The sequence below is a fragment of the Streptomyces sp. DT2A-34 genome, assembly GCF_030499515.1.
In the GTDB taxonomy this organism is placed as follows: Bacteria; Actinomycetota; Actinomycetes; order Streptomycetales; family Streptomycetaceae; genus Streptomyces.
The window spans coordinates 6,599,281-6,612,634 of record NZ_JASTWJ010000001.1; the positions used below are offsets into that span (position 1 = coordinate 6,599,281).

The 13,354-nt window shown below is 69.3% G+C and carries 19 protein-coding genes and 1 pseudogene; 11 read left to right on the forward strand and 9 right to left on the reverse strand.

Features of this window, described 5'->3' with window-relative positions; genetic code table 11:
- Positions 1-361 precede the first annotated feature (361 nt).
- From QQM39_RS29625 to QQM39_RS29640, 4 genes are all read right to left on the reverse strand, one after another.
- On the reverse strand, positions 362-682 hold the full coding sequence (locus QQM39_RS29625; RefSeq protein ID WP_062714413.1) for a hypothetical protein: 321 nt from the start codon (positions 680-682) through the stop codon (positions 362-364).
- A 60-nt stretch (positions 683-742) separates the two neighbouring features.
- The gene (locus tag QQM39_RS29630) at positions 743-1,063 is read right to left on the reverse strand and encodes a hypothetical protein (RefSeq protein ID WP_302000606.1); all 321 of its coding nucleotides are present in this window, start codon (positions 1,061-1,063) and stop codon (positions 743-745) included.
- A gap of 55 nt (positions 1,064-1,118) precedes the next feature.
- On the reverse strand, positions 1,119-1,454 hold the full coding sequence (locus QQM39_RS29635) for a hypothetical protein (protein ID WP_302000607.1): 336 nt from the start codon (positions 1,452-1,454) through the stop codon (positions 1,119-1,121).
- A gap of 481 nt (positions 1,455-1,935) precedes the next feature.
- Positions 1,936-2,328, reverse strand: a complete 393-nt coding sequence (locus tag QQM39_RS29640; protein ID WP_302000608.1) for a hypothetical protein — start codon at positions 2,326-2,328, stop codon at positions 1,936-1,938.
- A 233-nt stretch (positions 2,329-2,561) separates the two neighbouring features.
- On the opposite strand from QQM39_RS29640, the gene QQM39_RS29645 reads away from it, so the two are divergent.
- From QQM39_RS29645 to QQM39_RS29660, 4 genes are all read left to right on the forward strand, one after another.
- Positions 2,562-3,299, forward strand: a complete 738-nt coding sequence (locus QQM39_RS29645; RefSeq protein ID WP_302000609.1) for a beta-glucanase — start codon at positions 2,562-2,564, stop codon at positions 3,297-3,299.
- Positions 3,296-3,898 carry a vitamin K epoxide reductase family protein gene (locus tag QQM39_RS29650; protein WP_302000610.1) on the forward strand — a complete coding sequence of 201 codons (603 nt, stop codon included), beginning with the start codon at positions 3,296-3,298 and terminating at the stop codon, positions 3,896-3,898. Before QQM39_RS29645 ends, QQM39_RS29650 begins: the two co-directional genes overlap by 4 nt.
- A gap of 100 nt (positions 3,899-3,998) precedes the next feature.
- Positions 3,999-4,496: a tyrosinase cofactor gene (locus tag QQM39_RS29655; RefSeq protein WP_302000611.1), complete on the forward strand. Its 498-nt coding sequence runs from the start codon at positions 3,999-4,001 to the stop codon at positions 4,494-4,496.
- Positions 4,480-5,340 (forward strand): tyrosinase family protein, encoded by an 861-nt coding sequence (locus tag QQM39_RS29660; protein WP_302000612.1) that lies wholly within the window; start codon positions 4,480-4,482, stop codon positions 5,338-5,340. The genes QQM39_RS29655 and QQM39_RS29660 overlap by 17 nt, the downstream gene beginning before the upstream one ends.
- A 112-nt stretch (positions 5,341-5,452) precedes the next feature.
- Here the strand turns inward: QQM39_RS29660 and QQM39_RS29665 are convergent, their stop codons facing one another.
- Complete coding sequence (locus QQM39_RS29665; RefSeq protein WP_302000613.1) at positions 5,453-6,412, reverse strand: D-2-hydroxyacid dehydrogenase family protein; 960 nt, start codon at positions 6,410-6,412, stop codon at positions 5,453-5,455.
- Positions 6,413-6,523: 111 nt separating this feature from the next.
- On the reverse strand, positions 6,524-6,688 hold the full coding sequence (locus QQM39_RS29670; RefSeq protein ID WP_302000614.1) for a hypothetical protein: 165 nt from the start codon (positions 6,686-6,688) through the stop codon (positions 6,524-6,526).
- On the opposite strand from QQM39_RS29670, the gene QQM39_RS29675 reads away from it, so the two are divergent.
- The 3 genes from QQM39_RS29675 (at position 6,683) to QQM39_RS29685 (ending at position 8,820) form a co-directional block, all read left to right on the forward strand.
- Positions 6,683-6,874, forward strand: coding sequence for a hypothetical protein (locus QQM39_RS29675; protein WP_302000615.1), 192 nt, complete (start codon positions 6,683-6,685; stop codon positions 6,872-6,874). The two genes, QQM39_RS29670 and QQM39_RS29675, sit on opposite strands and share 6 nt — an antisense overlap.
- Positions 6,875-6,932: 58 nt before the next feature.
- Complete coding sequence (locus QQM39_RS29680) at positions 6,933-7,889, forward strand: NAD(P)-dependent oxidoreductase (RefSeq protein ID WP_302000616.1); 957 nt, start codon at positions 6,933-6,935, stop codon at positions 7,887-7,889.
- 145 nt (positions 7,890-8,034) lie between these two features.
- Positions 8,035-8,820 (forward strand): SDR family NAD(P)-dependent oxidoreductase, encoded by a 786-nt coding sequence (locus tag QQM39_RS29685; RefSeq protein ID WP_302000617.1) that lies wholly within the window; start codon positions 8,035-8,037, stop codon positions 8,818-8,820.
- A 106-nt stretch (positions 8,821-8,926) separates the two neighbouring features.
- Here the strand turns inward: QQM39_RS29685 and QQM39_RS29690 are convergent, their stop codons facing one another.
- Together QQM39_RS29690 and QQM39_RS29695 are read right to left on the reverse strand one after the other, a co-directional pair.
- Positions 8,927-9,097, reverse strand: a complete 171-nt coding sequence (locus QQM39_RS29690) for a hypothetical protein (protein ID WP_302000618.1) — start codon at positions 9,095-9,097, stop codon at positions 8,927-8,929.
- Positions 9,098-9,135: 38 nt separating this feature from the next.
- Positions 9,136-9,492, reverse strand: coding sequence for a PRC-barrel domain-containing protein (locus tag QQM39_RS29695; RefSeq protein ID WP_302000619.1), 357 nt, complete (start codon positions 9,490-9,492; stop codon positions 9,136-9,138).
- 219 nt (positions 9,493-9,711) lie between these two features.
- Here QQM39_RS29695 and QQM39_RS29700 point away from each other — a divergent pair, with 219 nt between their 5' ends.
- The 4 genes and pseudogenes from QQM39_RS29700 (at position 9,712) to QQM39_RS29715 (ending at position 12,458) form a co-directional block, all read left to right on the forward strand.
- Positions 9,712-10,485: a ribonuclease BN gene (locus QQM39_RS29700; protein WP_302000620.1), complete on the forward strand. Its 774-nt coding sequence runs from the start codon at positions 9,712-9,714 to the stop codon at positions 10,483-10,485.
- 1,020 nt (positions 10,486-11,505) lie between these two features.
- Positions 11,506-11,790: a hypothetical protein gene (locus tag QQM39_RS29705; protein ID WP_302000621.1), complete on the forward strand. Its 285-nt coding sequence runs from the start codon at positions 11,506-11,508 to the stop codon at positions 11,788-11,790.
- A 139-nt stretch (positions 11,791-11,929) separates the two neighbouring features.
- Positions 11,930-12,058: pseudogene (locus QQM39_RS29710) on the forward strand (PRC-barrel domain containing protein); the annotation flags it as partial.
- 49 nt (positions 12,059-12,107) lie between these two features.
- Entirely contained in the window at positions 12,108-12,458 is a 351-nt protein-coding gene (locus tag QQM39_RS29715; protein WP_302000622.1) for an ANTAR domain-containing protein, read from the forward strand.
- A gap of 159 nt (positions 12,459-12,617) precedes the next feature.
- Here QQM39_RS29715 and QQM39_RS29720 read toward each other — a convergent pair whose 3' ends face one another.
- Positions 12,618-13,334: a GAF and ANTAR domain-containing protein gene (locus tag QQM39_RS29720; RefSeq protein WP_302000623.1), complete on the reverse strand. Its 717-nt coding sequence runs from the start codon at positions 13,332-13,334 to the stop codon at positions 12,618-12,620.
- Positions 13,335-13,354 lie beyond the last annotated feature (20 nt).

Sequence of the window (13,354 nt, forward strand, 5' to 3'; positions counted from 1 at the left end):
GTAGGCGATTCGTTTCCTCGACTTCGTCGCCCATCGGCTCGACGTTCCGGGCCGGCTCCATCTCTCCCGGAGCCGGCCCTTCGGCATGTTCGGGAATTACCCGTGCTCTTCGCCGCATGGAGCTTGCCGCATTGGGCCAAACGAAGGAATCAGGGTGACCACGGATGGCCCAGCTTCGTTGTTCCTGTCGAATGGGCGCTCATTCCTCCTTGTTGGCGCTCCCTCATCCGGGCCCTGTCTGCACACCGACGCAGACAGGGCCCACGAGCTTGGTACGGCTCGGTACCGAAAATCTCCGCGCACAAAAGCCGATGGCGGCCGGCCGGGATTCCGGCGGGCCGCCATCGGCTGGAGCCACTGCTCAGAACAGCAGGCCGCCCACGTACGGGGCGTTCTGCGCCTGGTCGACCTTGGCCGTGTTGCAGGCCGCGTAGTGCGAGTTCGGAGCAGCGACGCCACCGAGAACGGCTCCGTTGGACCACGGGGCGAGGCAGCGAGCGTCGAGGAGGGCGCCGTTGACGACGGCGATCCCCTGCTGGGGTTCGTTCACGACGACCGGAGACGTCGAGAAGCCGCTACCGCCCTTGACCGTGGTGGTGTCACCGTCGGCCGCGGCGGTGCCGCCGGTCGCGAGGACGATGCCCGCGGCGATGGCGGAGATGGCCGTAACCTTCTTACGCATAAGTTGAGCCTTTCCGGGCTGCGTTCGGGATTTACCTGCTCCGAATGCTCGGAGCAGGAGTCAGAACAGCAGGCCGCCCTTGTACAGGGCGTTCTGCGACTGGTCGATCTTGGCCGTGTTGCAGGCGGCGTAGTGCGAGTTCGGCGCCACGACGCCGCCGAGGACGGCTCCGTTGGACCACGGCACGGCACAGCGCAGGTCGACGGCCGTGCCGTTCACGATGACAGCGCCCTGCTGGGGCTCGTTCACGACGACCGGGGACGTCGAGAAGCCGCTACCGCCCTTGACGGTGGTGGTGTCGGCGTCGGCCGCGGCGGTGCCGCCGGTCGCGAGGGCGATGCCTGCCGCGAGCGCGGAGATGGCCGTAACCTTCTTACGCATGAGTTGCGCCTTTCGGGCTGCGTTGGGGTGATTCAGGTGCTGCGAACAGCAGAGGTCAGAACAGCAGGCCGCCCGCGTACGGGGCGTTCTGCGACTGGTTGACCTCGGCCGTGTTGCAGGCGGCGTAGTGCGAGTTCGGTGGGACGACGCCGCCGAGAACGGCTCCGTTGGACCACGGGGCGAGGCAGCGACCGTCGACGACGGTGCCGTTGACGATGAGAACGCCCTGCTGGGGCGCGTTCACGACGACGGGGGCAGTCGAGAATCCGCCACCGCCCTTGACGGTGGTGGTCTTGCCGTTGCCGTCGTATTCACCAGCAGAGGCAAGGCCTGCAGTTCCGACGACGGTGCTGAGGGCGAGGGCCGTGATGACCGCGAACTTCTTGGGCAACTCGGTTCCTTCCTGAATTCACGGTTGCGCACGCTTACGAAAAGGAAACCCGTATATGCATGCATAAGTCACGGCGGGAACATTCAAACGTGGCCAGATTCCTTCGGATGGCGCAACGCAGCGTCCCAGCCGCCGACCCGCTTTACGCTCATTCCCGGGAAGGTCCGAGAAGGTCCGGGACGGGCGGAACCGAGGCGGAATCCGCGTGGTGTTCCGGGGGAATTCCGGTGCGTTGGGCCGAATGGAGCCGGCCGGAGAGCGGGCCGACATGCGTCCGGCCCACCGGCAGGGGGAGGGCCGGTGGGCCGGACAGAATGGTTCGCGGGGGCGCGGGCCCGTGGGCCCGCCGTGTGCGGAGGTGGAGCTGCGGGTCCGGATCCAGCGTCTGGGCCTGCTGTCGGTCTCCGGCTCCCGAGAACCGGATCAGAGTCTCAGAATTCCGGGCCCAGCTCTGTCCCGCGAACGGGCGGGACCAAGGGCTTCACTTCTTCGGGAGCAAGGTGCCGAGGCCCGCGGCGGTCGGCGCATGCAGCGGGTGCACCTGGACCGTGCCGCTCCCGGCCGGGTTCTTCACCGGAATCGTGGGCTTCTTGGCGGCATTCGGGTCCATTCCGTCCAGGTAAATGCCGGACATTCCCCCGGACTTGTTCTTGTCGAACGCGCTGCCCTTCGCAACCCCGCCTTCGCGGGCCAGTCGCGTCACGGCATCGGCCGCGGGCAGGACCGCCGGGCTCACTTTGGTCGGGGACATGAGCCCGCCGAGCGGGCTGGTGGAGATTCCCGATCCCCCGGCGGCCGACGCCGCAGCGGCGGAGCCACCCACAAGACCCGCACCGATCGCCAACGCAGCCGTGGTGAAAACTGCCTTCTTCATGATTCACCTCGCTTGAAAGTACCTCTGATCCAACGGTTGGAGAACATAGCAGTCCAAGACCGCTGCAAAAGCGACGCGTTGCTCCATACGCGTGAAAAACGCAGGGGTGAAGAATGGAATGCACAGAGGCATTCGGAGGGATTGGCATCTGGTCCACGAATCCATTGATCGTATGGTGCGTCCGGCTCGGTCGACCGCCTGCGCGATCCGAAAGAGGAATTACCCTCGGCGCCATGACCACCGACAGCGTCAAGTCCACTCCGGCCGTGACCGCCGACAGGTCGCTCATCTGGTCGGAGGAGTTCAGCGCCCCGATCGCCTGGGGCGCCAAATGGGTCGGCGACCGGTCGAGCGCCTACCGCTACCGCGACCACAACCCGGACGACAACAAGCTCGACTGGCTCACCCCCGGCTGCGTGACCGTCTCGGGCGGTGTGGCGACCTTCACCGCCACACCGTCCGGCCACACCCTGGAGAACGGCCGGCAGGCCTGGCACACCGGCCTGCTCACCACCGAGTACTCCGACGAGGGCTTCCGGGTGAGGACCGGCGACTACGTCGAGACCCGCGTCCGACTGCCCTCCGGGACCGGAGCCTGGCCGGCGCTGTGGACTTGGAAGGACGGCGAGAACGAGGTCGACTCCTTCGAGTACCACCCGGACAATCCGCACCTGCTGGAGCTGTCCAACCACGTCAACCGCGGTGCGACGTACTACACCGACGCGGACGCGATCGCCCCGGACCGGTGGGTCACCATCGGCACCCGCTACGGCGCGTGTTCCGTCGAGTGGTACGTCAATGGCGCGGGTGTCTTCTCCGACGGCACCGGCGTCGGCGCCGACTGGTCGGCGTACCTGATCCTCAACCTGTCGGTGTGCGCCGGCCGGTACCACCCGGCGCCCTGCGGCTCGGCCCCGATCACCTTAGGCGTCGACCACCTCCGCGTCCACCGCGAGGCCGCGCGGTGGTGACCCCGGCGCCGGGCACGCGGCAGGCCGTGGGCGGCGGCCGGGCGTTCGCCCTGCTGCTGGTGCTCACCGGGGCGGCCGGGCTGCTGGCCTCCTGGGTCATCACCCTCGACAAGTTCAAGCTCCTCGAAGACCCGGACTTCACCCCGGGCTGCAGCCTGAACCCGGTGGTGTCCTGCGGCAGTGTGATGGAGAGCGACCAGGCCGAGGCCTTCGGGTTCCCCAACCCGATGCTGGGCCTGGTGGCCTACGGCATCGTGATCTGCGTCGGCATGAGCCTGCTGGCCGGGGCCGCCTTCCCGCGCTGGTACTGGCTGACCTTCGAGGCCGGATGTCTCTTCGGGATCGGGTTCGTCTCCTGGCTGCAGTTCGAGTCCCTGTACCGGATCAACGCGCTGTGCCTGTGGTGCTGCCTGGCCTGGCTCGCGACGATCCCGCTGTTCTGGTATGTCACCTCCTTCCTCGTGCGGAACTCCTTCCTGCCCGCGCCGGGTCCGGTGAAGGCCTTCCTCGCGGAGTTCACCTGGGTGCTTGCGCTGCTGCACATCGGGATCGTCGGGATGCTGATCCTGACCCGTTGGTGGGACTTCTGGACGAGTTGAGGCCGACCGGGTGACACCGCCGTATGGGCTTCCGGCGGTGACCGTGCGGCGTCCTGGACGGTTACTCGTACGAACAGCCGAACCGTACGAGGAGTGAGCGATGGCCGTCAGCGCAGACGGAGTGTCGGTGGGTGCTGTACAGGGGGCGGGCACCCCGGTGAGCGGGGAGCCGGAGCGGCGGACACGGCGGGAGGCGGCGCGGATGCTGCTCGCCTCCGCCGCGGTGGCGCTCACGCCGGTGCTCGCCGCCTCCCGGCCCTCGCGGTCCGTGGAGGGGCAGCGGGAGTCCGACACCCCTTTCGACGAGACCTACCGCGGCCGCCGTATCCAGGGCGCCCCGCTTCCCTTCGAGGGCCTCAGCGCTCTCGGCGCCGAATGGCGCGTCACCGTGGACGGCCGCCCGCTGCACCTGATGCGCCGTGCCGACGGCACCTGGCTGAGCATGATCGACCACTACAGCTGGTACCGGACCCCGCTGGAGGCGACCCGCGCGGCCGTCGACGAGCTCGGGCCCCGCCGACGGCTGCTCGACCTGGCTCCCGGACCGTTCCACGGCGGGCATCTGCACATGGAGGCGCAGCATGGTGTACGTGCGTAAGAACGTCAGCAAGCTGACCCGCACCGAGCGGCGGCGGTTCGTCGAGGCGCTGCTCGAACTCAAACGCACCGGTGAGTACGACGAGTTCGTACGGCTGCACATCGAGTACTTCGTCGGTGACGGCGACCGAGGCCTGCGCGCCGCCCATATGTCGCCCTCCTTCCTGCCCTGGCACCGCCGGTTCGTGCTGGACCTGGAGAGCGCCCTGCAGCGTGTCGACTCCTCGGTGACGGTGCCGTACTGGGACTGGACCCGGGACCGTTCGACCACCTCGGTGCCGTGGACCGACGATCTGCTCGGCGGCACCGGGCGCCCCGTGGACCGGCAGGTGATGACCGGGCCGTTCGCCTACCGGACGGGCAACTGGACCATCACAGAGAGCATCACCAACGTCGAGTTCCTCACCCGGAGCCTGGGCCGCCCGCGCGATCCGATCGACCTGCCCACCCGGGACGATCTGAACTGGGCGCTGAAGGACCCCGTCTATGACGTCGCCCCGTGGGACTCGACGGTCACCAAGGGCTTCCGGAACAAGATGGAGGGGTGGGGCAACGGCCGGGTCGTCTGGCGCAACCACAACCGGGTGCATCGCTGGGTCGGGGGAGTCATGCTCGGCGGCGCGTCCGTCAACGACCCCGTCTTCTGGCTGGTCCACGCCTTCATGGACATGCAGTGGCAACGCTGGCAGCGGCGCCACCGCAAACACCGCTACCTGCCGGCGAAGCCACCCGGCCGCAGCAGCGCGCAGTACGGCCGGATCGTCGCCCGGCACGAGCGGCTGCCGCCGTGGGACGTGACTCCGGACGAGCTGGAGGACATGTCCGAGATCTACCGGTACGCCTGAGGCCGGCCCTTCACGGGAAGAGCCCCGGCGCTCGGGCGCGGGGGCTCGTCGGCACGTGCAGCCGGAGGCGAGGACGTCGACGACCTCGACTGACCGCCGCCGGATCGCCGGGTCAGGGCAGCCGTCGTACCGGTGAACCCGCCAGGTACGCCTGGATGTTCTCGACCGCCTGGCCGTAGTACGTCGCGTAGTTGGCCTGCGAGACATAGCCCAGGTGGGGTGTGGCGAGCAGGCGCGGGGCCGTGCGCATCGGGTGGTCGGCGGGGAGGGGCTCGACGTCGAAGACATCGATGCCGGCGCCGGCGATGCGGCCCTCGTGCAGGGCGGTGAGCAGGGCGTCCTGGTCGACGATCGCCGCGCGCGAGGTGTTGATCAGATACGCCGTCGGCTTGAGCAGGGCGAGTTCGGGCGCGCCGAGCAGGCCTCGGGTGCGGTCGCTCAGGGCCAGGTGGACGGAGACGAAGTCGCTGTCGGCGAGCAACTCCTCCTTGGACGCGGCCAGATGGACGCCCACCTCGTCGGCGTACTCCTTGGTGAGGTTCTGGCTCCAGGCGCCGACGTGCATGCCGAAGGCGAGGCCGACCCGGGCCACCCGGCTGCCGATCTTGCCCAGACCGAGCAGTCCCAGGCGGCGCCCGTGCAGATCGGCGCCGACCGTCTGCTGCCAGGGGCCGCCGGTGCGCACGGCGTTGCTCTCCCGGACGATGCCGCGGGCGAGGCCGAGCAGCAGGGCCCAGGTGAGTTCGACGGGCGGGGTCGAGGAGCTCGCCGTACCGCAGACGGTGACACCGTGCGCCTCGGCGGCGGCGTAGTCGATGACCGAGTTGCGCATACCGGAGGCGATCAGCAGCTTCAGCCGGGGGAGACGGGCGATCAGGGAGGCGGGGAAGGGGACGCGTTCCCGCAGCGTGACGACGATGTCGAAGTCGGCCAGGGCCGCGGCGAGGGCGTCCTCGTCGGGGAAGTGGGTCGTGAAGGGGACGACCTCCACGTCGTCCGCGAGCGGCGAGAAGTCGGCGACCTCGGTCGCCACGTTCTGGAAGTCGTCGAGCACAGCACAGCGCAGCCGCACGGTGGTTCCTTTCCATGGCCAGGTGGAACGACTGTACGGAAGCGGGGCGGAGGGGCGCCGCGTGGAGCGGTGGGTCGCGTGGTGGGGGGCGGTTAAAACCGACTGGCCGGTTTAGTTACGGGCCGGTGTTCGCTGACTCTGCATCACGGGTGCGGCGCCCCCGGCGGAGTCCGCCTCGCAGTCCGCCTCGCATTCGAGGAACACCCGCTCACCCCGCTCCGGGGAGAGGTCCAGCGCGGACAGCATCGCGGGCGTGGAGATGCTCGGCAGGTGCACAGCCCCTGCTGGATCGAGGCCTGTGCCCTGGCGAAGGACGACCTCGACCCGGCCCGGGTGCGGGTACGGGGCCTGCAGGGCGGGCGCGAGGTCTTCCGCAGTACCGTGACGGTCACGGCGCCTGAGCCCGGCGTAGCCGCCATCGTCCTCGGCGGCCCCTGGAGCGGGTCCGTCACCGATCGTTGACCGCTGCGCGCGGTTCGTCGGCCGAGGCGGTCCGTCGGCCGGCAGGGAGGAACTCACCTTGTCACCACGCATCCTCGTCACCGGTGCCGGCGGCTTCATCGGAGGCCATGTCGTCGCGGCCCTCGGGGAGTCGCAGGACGTGCCGCCGTCCCGGATCCGGCTCCTGCTGCGCGACCCCGGGAAGCTGCCACCGGGCGGCGGCCCCGGCGCAGGGGCCCCGGCGGCGGACGTCGTACGCGCGGACCTCGCCGACCCGGCGTCCCTGCGCGGCATCTGCGACGGCATCGACGTCGTACTGCACTGCGCCTCCCACATCGGCGACGACGACCACCGCACCGAGACCGTCAACGACCACGGCACCCGCGCCCTCGTCGAGGAGGCGACGCGCGCGGGTGCGTCTCGTGTCGTCTACGTGAGTACGGCCGCCGTATACGGTCGAGGTCCCTTCACCGCCGCGCTCCCCGGCCGGCTGCCGCTCGCCCCGGTCTCGCCGACCAGCCGTTCCCGCGCCGCCGCCGAGCGGCATGTGCTGGACGCCGGCGGAGTCGTGCTGCGCCCGCACCTCGTGCTCGGGACCGGCGACCGATGGGTGGTGCCCGGGCTGGTCCGACTGCTGGGGCTGCTGTCGGCGGGCCTGAAGGGCTGCACCGCCCGGCACTCCATGGTCGACGTACGGGCGTTGGGGCGCGCGGTGGTCGCCGCCGGACTGTCGGACCGGGACCTGGCGGGCGTACATCACGTCAACCACCCGGATCCGGTGGACTGTTCGGAACTCCTGGACACGCTGGCCCACCGACTCGGCCTGCGTCTGCCGGGCGCACCCCTGGACATCGACGAGGCCCGAACCCGGCTCGCGGGACAGCCGCGCGCACTGCACCACCTCGGCATGCTCGCCGTGGACCACTGGTTCGCGGACGACGGGTTCTGGGGCGGTGTCGGGGCCGATCCCGGAGCGGGGTACGCGCGGAGCCTGGCCGAACATGCCCTGTGGTATCGGCAGTTCGTGGGCCGGTGACGGGCGTGCTTTCTCTCCCCTGATTCCTTCTTCGTTCCTTCCTTGTTCCTTCCTCGTTGTTCGTCCTTCGGTCCTTCTTCGAGCCTTCTTCGGTCCCTCTACGGTCTCTCTTCGTTCTCTTCTTCCTTCGACACACAAGGTCCACGTGGATATCCAACGCACACTGACGGGCAAGATCGCACTGGTCACCGGGGCCGGCCGGGGGATCGGCAGAGCCATCGCCGGGCGGCTCGCCCACGACGGGGCGCTCGTCGGCGTCCATTACGGCCACAGCGCGGCCGCCGCCCAGGAGGTCGTGGCGGAGATACGCGAGAACGGCGGGCGTGCCTTCCCGGTGGAGGCGGAGCTCGGGGTGCCGGGCGACGCCGCCGCGGTCTTCGCGGCCTTCGACGCCGGGTTGGAGGGAAGCGACGTGGGCGCCGGCGTCGGGGGCTCGCTCGACATCCTGGTGAACAACGCGGGGGTGAGCGGTTCGGGGCCGGTGGGTCAGGCGGTTCCCGAGGTCTTCGACCGCATGATCGCCGTCAATGCCAAGGCGCCGTTCTTCCTCGTGCAGGGCGCGCTGCCGCGGATGCGTGACGGCGGGCGCATCATCAACATCTCCTCGCTCGCCTCACGGCGGGCCTTTCCCGAGTCCGTCGCGTACGCCATGTCCAAGGGCGCGCTGGACACGATGACCCTGTGCCTGGCGAAGGAACTCGGCGGTCGCGGCATCACCGTCAACACGGTCGGGCCGGGTTTCATCGAGACGGACATGAACGCCCGGCGCAGAACCACGCCCGAGGCGCGGGCCGCCCTGGCCGCACGGTCCGTCTTCGACCGGATCGGCAGGCCCTCCGACGTGGCGGACGTGGTGGCGTTCCTCGCCTCCGACGACTCCCGCTGGATCACCGGTCAGTACCTGGACGTCAGCGGGGGCACCGACTTGTGACGACGGCAACCCGGAGAGCAAAAGGGCGCCCTCCCTGGGGGAGGGCGGAGACTGGGCGCCCCCGGCAGGGCTCGCTGCATTTCCATGGAGTGCAGGGTGTCGTTCGTCATCGGAGGGGGCGGTGACCGGTGCGCCGGGACCAGCGGACGGCGATGAGGCCCAGCGCAGCCACAAGGATCACGATGCCGATGATCAACAAGTAGCCCAGCCCCTCCGCCGCCACTCCGATGATTCCCAGCACGACGGCGACCAGAAGGAGAAACAGCAAGAGGGCCATGACGCGTACACCTCCCTTGGGTGGCTGAGCGTGGGGGATCAGCGGCGCGCGAGTTGCCGCTCGCCGCCTGCGCCTGCCTGGTAGGGCATGTGGTAGTGCTGGAAGATCGCTTCCTCCGACTCGGCGGGCAGGATGTCGTCCATGCCGACCGAGGGCGCTTTCTTCACCAGCGTCTTGGTGTAGGAGACCTTGACGTAGTCCGGTCCGAGGGTCGCCTCGTCGAGGGGAACGAAGGCCAGGTGGTGGCGGGTGGGGAGGCCGGTGCGGACCGTGGCCATGGCCGGTTCGTCGGTGGTGGTGTCGACGTAGACCGCTTCGAGCACGCCGATCTTGTGGCCCTTCGGGTCGACGACGCTGCGGTTGCGCCACTCACGGATATCGGCTGAATGGATCATGGCTTGCCTCCTGAGCCGTTGATCCGGGCCGGTGCGAGCCGCCCCCTCGGGCAGTCGCAGCCCGCTGAGCCCGGTAGCCCTTTGTTCTTCCAGGTTATCCGGGAATCTCTGCGTCGCGCCCTCGCGCGGCAAGGGTTCCGAACGTGGTAGTCGACAGGCATGTCGATGAAGCCTTCCGGTGCCGCGGACCGTTCATCTCGGTTCGGGCCGCTGCGCCAAATGATCAGCCGTTCGCCCGTCGGGCGCGGATGGCGGCGGAGCAGGGAAACGGAGCTGTGGTCGCGCTCGCTGGGCTTTGCCGCGCTGGGGTTTCTCACGCTGGTGCCGCTGCTGATCATTGTCTCCTCTGCCGACCCCGAGCACGGGCGGGGGTTCGCACAGTGGCTGGGGGAAGGGCTTGGCGTGTCGACGTCCTCCAGGCAGCAGGTCGAGCAGTTGTTCATCCGGCCCGGCCAGGCACTGCGGACCACGACCGCGTTCGGTATCGCCGCCCTTGCCGTGTTCGGTCTGAGCTTCGGGGCGGCGGTGCAGACAGGCTATGAGAAGGTCTGGGACCTGCCTCCGGCCCGCTGGTGGGCCAGGTGGCGGCATGCGGTGTGGCTCGGTGTCCTCACCGGATACCTCTACGTCTCCGCCACCACCACGCTGCGGCGTGAACCTCTGGCAGGTGGGGCCGTCGCGTCGCTGAGTGCCGTGCTGTTGCTGTGGTGGTCCCAGCGCCTGCTCCTCGGCGGGAGGATCCGCTGGCGTGCCCTGTTGCCCGGCGCCGTGGCCACCGTGATCGGGCTGATCGGCCTGAGGGTCTTCTCCAGGCTCGTCTTCTCGCCATTGATCGCATCCAACGCAGTCACCTTCGGACCTGTCGGAACTGTCCTGGTCATCCAGTCCTGGCTGGTCGGCGTGGGTGTCGTCGTCTTCGGCGGGGCGCTGGTCGGCCGACTGCTGTACGAGGAACTCCCACGCACGGCACACGCACTGAAACGGCGCAGATGAGGTGCGGCCCTGCAACTGGTCATGCGAGGCGGCTCCTGGGCCACCGGCACCGACGAACTGCTCCTGGATGGCGGCCTAGTGGTGCTGCCCGGACATCGCCGTCGTGACGGGCCGAGGGCACGGGCGCGTCCTTGGCTTTGTCGCCGGCCTGTTTCAGGCTTCCGGAGAGCAGGCCGGTCCCGCGTGTCCGCTGGACGGGCTCCCGCGAGTGATCGCCGTACAGGGTCGTTCCCGCGTGGGATGGGGCGTGGAGTGGATTATCTGCGGCTGCGGCTGTACCGGTGCCTGCCACCGCTGCCTCCACGCACTGCGAAGCCGACGATCCAGAGGGCCACCAGGATCACCAGAGGGAGACGAATCCAGAGCACTGCCGGGCCTTCAGGTAGCGGGGATTTCCTTGATTCCGCGGGGGCCGGGCGAGCGGGAAAGCTGGCAACGTCCGTTGTCAACGCAGCGCCGGCACTGAGGAGTTCTGGGAGCCGGGCAGGAGCCGCCGGCGTGAACGGGGCTTCGGCGGGGGCTTCGGCGGACTCGGTCGGCGGCGTCGGCAGGGTGTGGTCCTCCCACCAGGACAGGGCCATCACGGTGGCGAGCAGGAGGACGAAGGGGGGCGAAGCGGGAACGATCAGCGCGTACATGTGTACCGCCTGGTGGGGGATGCGTGCGACGCGGCGGGCGGCAGACCGGTACCCGCTCGGGGCGCATCGGGGCGCGACCGGATCGCGTGGCGATGGGCGCGTACGGACCGGCCTCGCTCGTGACGCGGCGGGTTCCGGCACCGATGCGCAGGGTGCGCCCCCTGGAGAGCGCGCTGGCGGCGCGTCGCTGCCGGGGGGCAGGGGCGGCATGTCGCACGCTAGACCTCGCCGTAGCTCCCGAACAGGTCTCAAGCAGCCATCCATGCCGGGCAGGACGCGCTCACGTCGCACGCTATCCGCAACCATTGGGCAGGACTACGCTGTGGGGTGAGGCCCCAGTCCCCGGTATCGATGCTGTGTCCCGCTCCCGGGGAGGCCCACCGTGTTCGTCCTGCTCCTCATCCTCATCGCGGTCCTGTTCGGCTTCGGCTTCCTCGATCCCATTTGGTGGGTGGCTGCGGCGGTGCTGGTCTATGCCGCCACCCGACACGGCCGCGATCGTGGCGGCGGCCGGAGCCGCAGCGGCAGTTCCGATCTCGGGCACTACCGGGACTACCAGGAGCGCCGGAATCGCCAGGAACGCTGGGACCGCCGCTACAACCGTCAGAACCGGGCGCGCTGGCGGCGCGAGGACCGTCGGGACCGCGAACACCGCGGGTACCCGTGAAGTGGCCGGGTAGCCACGGGTTGCGTTCGGAGGCGGCCGGGCCCTGGTCGCCGCCTGGGAGGGCAGGTCGCTCCCGATGCGGATGCAGCGTGCTCTGCGGCGATTTCACGCGGAGAACCACGGGGGGTGACTCACGACGGTGAAGGAGGCCCCCTCGATCGGTACCGACGATGTGCTGCCCGCCGAGCAGGAGGAAGCGGTCTTCAAGCACTACGGACTGCCCTACAAGCCCGGTGCGGCCGACGAACGGCAACTGGCGCGCCGCTGATCACCCACGGACGGGATGACTGCCCTGTGAGGTACGGACCATGCACCGAATGACCCCGCCCAGTGAAGAACAGCGGCTGTTGAGGACTGTGCCCTCTGAGGGGGACGCGGTGTTGCTGGCCGAGGTCGTCGAACTGCGGGCCAGGAACGATCAGTTGGGTCGGGCGCTGGCGAGCCGTGCGGTCATCGACCAGGCACGAGGCATGGTGATGGCCCTGGCGCCGTGTTCCAGCGAGAGGGCCTGGGACTTGCTGGTGGACGTGTCGCAGCACTGCAACATCAAGCTCCGTGACGTGGCCGCGGCCCTGGTCGCCACGACCAAGGGCCGGATACTCCCGGAACCGATACAGCGGGAGCTTCGCCGAGCACTGAGGCGCCTCCACGCGGCGGACCGGAGATGACGGCGTGCGCACCCGGCGAACGGCACCGGGAGGTGTGAGCTCAACTCTCCGGTGCCTTCGTCCAGGACGGCCGTCGGACGCCTGTGTTGTGTAGTCCGCCTCGTGGATCTCAAACACCGCTTCGACGCAGAGCAGTAGCCGGCTCCGGCAAGGCGTGGGTCAGGACCCCAGGCCGGTGAGGGGTTCGGAGCTGTCGATGAGGGCGCGGGCCACATCCGCCAGGCGCCGGTTGTGGGCGCGGGCGTAGCTGCGCAGCGCGGTGAACGCCTGCTCCATGTCGATGTCCTGGCGTTCGGCGAGCTTCCCCTTGGCCTGTTCGATCAGTACCCGGCTGTTCAGCGCCGTCTGCAGTTGTTCGTTGAGCACCGTGCTGCGCTGAGCGGTGCGTTGTTGCAGCAGGCTGATGGTGGCGACGTCGGCCAGGGCCTGGGCGACGGGTGCGGCGGCCGGGTCGAAGGGGCCGGAGGCGGTGCGGAAGAGGTTCAGGGCGCCGACGATCTCGTCCCGCAAACGCATGGGCAGGGCCTGGACCGACCCGAACCCGCTGCGCTGGGCCGCCACCGCGAAGCGCGGCCAGCGAGCGGTCGCCGTACCGAGGTCGGGGACGATCACCGGTGCACCGGTGCGGAAGCACTCGAGGCAGGGGCCTTCGTCGTTCTGGAGCTGGAAGAGCTCCAGCAGGCGCACCTGTTCGTCGGAGGCGGCCATGACGCGGAGTTTGCCGTCCCGGTCGGCGAGCAGCACCCCGGCGGCGCTCGCGTCGAGCATGTCGACACAGCGATCGGTCAGCAGGCGCAGGAAATCGATGAGGTCGAAGTCGGCGACCAGATTGTCGGCCAACTCGACGAAGGTCTTGGCCAGAAGCTGTTGATCCATCGTGGGCACCCTCGATTGAG

What these genes read in the sequence shown, in the direction of transcription:
- QQM39_RS29625 (WP_062714413.1), bottom strand. Translation starts at nt 682, where the DNA reads ATGCGTAAGAAGGTTACGGCCATCTCCGCCATCGCCGCGGGCATCGTC.
- QQM39_RS29630 (WP_302000606.1), bottom strand. Translation starts at nt 1,063, where the DNA reads ATGCGTAAGAAGGTTACGGCCATCTCCGCGCTCGCGGCAGGCATCGCC.
- QQM39_RS29640 (WP_302000608.1), bottom strand. Translation starts at nt 2,328, where the DNA reads ATGAAGAAGGCAGTTTTCACCACGGCTGCGTTGGCGATCGGTGCGGGT.
- QQM39_RS29645 (WP_302000609.1), top strand. Translation starts at nt 2,562, where the DNA reads ATGACCACCGACAGCGTCAAGTCCACTCCGGCCGTGACCGCCGACAGG.
- QQM39_RS29655 (WP_302000611.1), top strand. Translation starts at nt 3,999, where the DNA reads ATGGCCGTCAGCGCAGACGGAGTGTCGGTGGGTGCTGTACAGGGGGCG.
- QQM39_RS29660 (WP_302000612.1), top strand. Translation starts at nt 4,480, where the DNA reads ATGGTGTACGTGCGTAAGAACGTCAGCAAGCTGACCCGCACCGAGCGG.
- QQM39_RS29690 (WP_302000618.1), bottom strand. Translation starts at nt 9,097, where the DNA reads ATGGCCCTCTTGCTGTTTCTCCTTCTGGTCGCCGTCGTGCTGGGAATC.
- QQM39_RS29695 (WP_302000619.1), bottom strand. Translation starts at nt 9,492, where the DNA reads ATGATCCATTCAGCCGATATCCGTGAGTGGCGCAACCGCAGCGTCGTC.
- QQM39_RS29700 (WP_302000620.1), top strand. Translation starts at nt 9,712, where the DNA reads ATGATCAGCCGTTCGCCCGTCGGGCGCGGATGGCGGCGGAGCAGGGAA.
- QQM39_RS29715 (WP_302000622.1), top strand. Translation starts at nt 12,108, where the DNA reads ATGACCCCGCCCAGTGAAGAACAGCGGCTGTTGAGGACTGTGCCCTCT.
- QQM39_RS29720 (WP_302000623.1), bottom strand. Translation starts at nt 13,334, where the DNA reads ATGGATCAACAGCTTCTGGCCAAGACCTTCGTCGAGTTGGCCGACAAT.